This window comes from Roseovarius halophilus (ex Wu et al. 2025) (assembly GCF_047086965.1).
This window is the reverse complement of sequence record NZ_JBKOTX010000332.1, coordinates 1-3,792: the sequence shown is the minus strand read 5'-3', so window position 1 is coordinate 3,792 and position 3,792 is coordinate 1. Positions and strand designations below refer to the sequence as shown.

General features: G+C 65.1%; 3 protein-coding genes and 1 pseudogene. All 4 read right to left on the bottom strand.

Features of this window, described 5'->3' with window-relative positions:
* Window positions 1–831: pseudogene (locus ACH107_RS30785) on the bottom strand (MFS transporter); the annotation flags it as partial.
* Window positions 832–890: 59 nt separating this feature from the next.
* Window positions 891–1,889: an ArsJ-associated glyceraldehyde-3-phosphate dehydrogenase gene (locus tag ACH107_RS30780; protein WP_412509490.1), complete on the bottom strand. Its 999-nt coding sequence runs from the start codon at window positions 1,887–1,889 to the stop codon at window positions 891–893.
* Complete coding sequence (locus tag ACH107_RS30775) at window positions 1,886–2,740, bottom strand: helix-turn-helix domain-containing protein (RefSeq protein WP_412509489.1); 855 nt, start codon at window positions 2,738–2,740, stop codon at window positions 1,886–1,888. The genes ACH107_RS30780 and ACH107_RS30775 overlap by 4 nt, the downstream gene beginning before the upstream one ends.
* Before the next feature lie 437 nt (window positions 2,741–3,177).
* Entirely contained in the window at window positions 3,178–3,615 is a 438-nt protein-coding gene (locus tag ACH107_RS30770) for a phosphomannose isomerase type II C-terminal cupin domain (protein ID WP_412509488.1), read from the bottom strand.
* Window positions 3,616–3,792 lie beyond the last annotated feature (177 nt).

The following is a 3,792-nucleotide window of genomic DNA, read 5'->3' as shown; positions in this document are numbered from 1 at the left end:
GATCAGCGCCGACCCGGGCCGCGTCGCCGCGCCCAGCAGGCGCGGCGCGCCGGCCTGAACCGCGCCGTACAGGATGATCCAGACGGCCATGAAACTGCCCACCATGAAGAACGCGGCGCGGTTACCCGCTTCCGTTCCATCCGACAGCACCGCGTAGAAATAGACGGGGATGCCGACCACGAACCAGACGTCGCGCGCTCCGAACAGGAAGACCCGCGCGGCGCTCAGCCAGTTGACATTGGCCGATTTCGAGAAGACCTCGGAAAACTTCGCGCCCTTGCGCCCCGTCGGCAGCCCGGACGGCATCGCGACCGCCACGACCAGCAGGATCGCGGCCAGTACCGCGGCCAGTACCGCGGCCATGCCCAGCACGGCCCAGACGAAGCCCAGCATCGCCAGCAATGCCGCCCCGAGCAGGAAGCCCAGCCCCTTCACCGCGTTCTTCGATCCGGTCAGAACGGCAACCCAGCGGAACAGCCCGCCGTCGCCCGACGGGGCCAGCAGCTTGACGGCGGATTTCGACGACATCTTGGCAAGGTCCTTGGCCACCCCCGAGGCGCCCTGCACCGTCATGACATACGCCACCGACAGGCCCACCGCCCAGCCGGGATCAAGCTGCGCCAGCGCGACCAGCGCCGCTATCTGAAGTCCAAGCCCGGCATAGAGCGTGGATGTCAGGCCGAACCGCGCCGCGATCCAGCCCGCCGACAGGTTCGTGACCATGCCGGCGATCTCGTAGAGCACGAAAAGATAGGCCAGCTGCACCGGCGTGAAGCCCAGCGTGTGGAAATGCAGCAGCACCAGCATCCGCAGGGCGCCGTCGGTCAGCATGAAGGCCCAGTAGGCGGCGGTGACGGCGATATAGGCCGACAGGCCCTCGTGGCGCGTGCTCACAGGCTCGCCCCCACCATCAGCGCCACGTCGACCAGCCGATGGGCATAGCCCATTTCGTTGTCGTACCACGCATAAACCTTCACCTGCGTGCCGTTCACGACCATGGTCGAGGGGGCATCGACGACGCCCGACCGCGTGTCGTTCGTGTAGTCGGCCGATACCAGCGGGCGCGCCTCGTAGCCCAGAATACCCGCCAGCGGCCCCTCGGCAGCCTCGCGGAACAGGACGTTGACCTCCTCGGCACTCGTTTCGCGCGCCACCTCGAACACGCAATCGGTGATCGAGGCATTGAGCAGCGGCACCCGCACCGCGTGGCCGTTCAGCCGCCCCTCCAGGTCGGGATAGATCAGCGTGATCGCCGTGGCGCTGCCGGTGGTGGTGGGGATCATCGACGTCAGCGCCGATCGCGCGCGGCGCAGGTCCTTGGCCGGCCGGTCCACGATGGTCTGCGTGTTGGTCACGTCATGGATCGTCGTGATCGAGCCGTGCCGGATGCCGATCCGCTCGTGAATGACCTTGACCACCGGGGCAAGGCAGTTGGTCGTGCAACTGGCCGCCGTGACGATCCGGTGGCGCGCGGGGTCATAGACGTCATCGTTCACGCCGAAGACGACATTGGCCGCGTCCCCGTCCTTCACCGGGGCGGAAACGACGACCTTCTTGACCCCTGCCTCGAAATAGGGCGCGAGCCCGGCCTCGGTCTTGAACGCCCCGGTGCAGTCGATCACCACGTCCACCCCGTCGAGCGGCAGGTCGGCAATGTCGCGCGCCCCGACGAAAGGCAGGCGCGTGCCGTCCACCGTCACGCTGTCGGCATCGTGCGAAATCTCCGCGTCCCAGTGGCCATGCACGCTGTCGAATTCCAGCAGGTGGGCCTGCATTTCAGGATCGCCCGTCGCGTCGTTGATCCACGCGATCTCGGCGCCGCGATCCAGCAGCGGCTTCAGCGCCAGCTTGCCGACGCGGCCCAGCCCGTTGAGCGCAAAGACGGTCATGGCCGTGGCTCCGCCGGCCCGGCACGGTCACGGCCCAGATCATCGACCGCGTGCTGCAACGACACCTTGTCGAGCGTATCGAACGGCAGCGCCGCGAAGGCCCTGATACGGTTGCGCAACGTCCCGTAAGCCTGCTGGAACGCAAGGCTTCTCTGCGCATCCGTGCCGGTCGCCCTGACCGGGTCCGGCACGCCCCAGTGGCCGGTTACCGGCTGCCCGTCCCAGGCCGGGCATTCCTCGTTCGCGGCCTGGTCGCAGACGGTAAAGACGAAATCCATCACCGGCGCGTCGGCGTCCTGGAACTCGGCGATGTTCTTGGCGCGCAGCACGTCGGTGTCGTGGCCCTTGGCCTGCAGCACCTCCAGCGCGAAGGGGTTCAGGGCGGAATAGGGATGCGTGCCGGCAGAATGGGCAACGAAACGCGCGCCCCCCTCCGCGCGCAGGATCGATTCGGCAAAGATCGATCGCGCGGAATTGCCGGTACAGATGAATAACACGTTGTAGGGGCGGTCCGTCATGCGGGTTTCATCCTCTGATGAGAGCAGCGAAAAAGGCGCGCAGAATTCCGCGCGCCCGCGGCAGCAATCCTGGAAGAGATAGCCGAAGGTCTGCCGCGCCTCGGCCATGTCGATGGCATAGCGCAACGAGGTGCCCGCGCGCGCCTGCGTGACCAGCCCGGTGCGCATCAGCGCGGTCAGGTAGGCCGACAGCGTGCTGGGCGGCAGGTCCAGCGCCTCGGCAAGCTCTCCAGCCGCCACGCGGTCGGGATAGCGCCGCATCAGCAGGCGAAAAAGCGCCAGCCGGCGCGGATGGCCGAGCGTGGCCAGGCGGACGGGAATCATTTCTTCCATATTTTACGAATATTGGAAATACCGCTGTCGGGCAATCGCGGATGCCGACTGTCATGAAAACTTCAAGAAGGCCGCGGGCCAACGCAGGATTTCATGTTCGCGGTGAAGTGCCAGTAGCCGGTCGCCGCGCACAACATCAAGGCGCTGCCATCCCGGCACGGCGATATCCGGGAGCAAGACGATCTTTCGGGCGCCGCACGAAGAGCCTGATCGTGGCGAGCCTGATTTCCATTGATGGACCGAACCTCGCCGGACCTGATCGCGCGCCTGATGCGCGCGGACGAGGTAGCGGCCTCAAGCGCCGCCGGGGCCTGACCGACAAGCGCCGGGGCCGGCGGAAATACGCGATCGGTTGGCATTCCTTGCGACGTTACCGCGCCCAAGAAGACATTGGCCGTCTCAGTTCTCGCCACAATACAGCTTCACCGAACCGGTATTTAACCATGGCTGCGCGGTCGGGACGACGCGAACTCACGATCCACGGGTCGGTCATAAACGTCTTTCAGCCGGACAATATCGTCCTGTCCAAGATAATCGCCCATTTGCACCTCGATGATTTCGACCTGCGATTTCATCAGGTTTTCAAGCCGGTGCACGGCCCCTTGAGGGATCATCACCACACCACCGGGTTTCACCTTCATCACCGCGTCATCAACTGTAATCGTGGCGGTGCCCTCGATCACCACCCAGCGTTCCGCGCGGTGATGATGATATTGCAGGGACAATTGCCCCCGGGGCTTTACGCGAATGCGCTTGACCTGATGCGTCGCACCGCGATCGAGGCTCCAGAATGCGCCCCACGGGCGCTGCTCATGGGTGGGGGCGTCGGCCGGAACCGCCGAGGCAGGCAGGCTGATCTGGTTATGCTTGGTCATTGCGATTTCTTTCCTGATAAAGGGGATTAAGCCGAACGGCAGAAAGACAGCATTACGCCTCCGCCGCTCGGCCGGGGATTAACAGGCTGCTTCTGTGGTTGCCGCCCGTAGTGCAAGAAATTTCTGACCGTTCGAGCATGTGATCGAGTGCGAACTTCTGTGAGGCCTCAGTATGCG